The organism is Sphingobacterium sp. GW821-FHT03E03 (assembly GCF_059420745.1).
Genome location: NZ_JBWKUH010000084.1, coordinates 1 through 272, shown reverse-complemented (window position 1 = coordinate 272; position 272 = coordinate 1). Strand labels below are relative to the sequence as shown.

Genomic DNA, 272 nt, shown 5'->3' with positions numbered 1-272 from the left:
TTCCCAGGAACCTGTAGCTATCCTACGGATTATACAGACTGTGATTATAATGTATCATGGAGCAATGATCGGATGATCTACAATACAGTCTGCGAAAACGTCTGGGTTCCAGATCCCCCAACTGATGGAGGAATAACTAATCCAATTACTCCTCCAACTCCAAAACAAATAATGTTACAGGAAACTAAAAATACCGACTGCGACGGAGTAACTCGGGCAAATCAACTGTCAAGAAATCAGGATTTCAGGAATAGGGTAAATGAAATTAGAAA

At 40.1% G+C, this 272-nt stretch carries 1 protein-coding gene; it reads left to right on the top strand.

The window, feature by feature from the left end; translation table 11 throughout:
- The coding region (locus AC07UV_RS25755) for a hypothetical protein (RefSeq protein WP_495185865.1) at window positions 1-272 on the top strand (272 nt) is incomplete at both ends.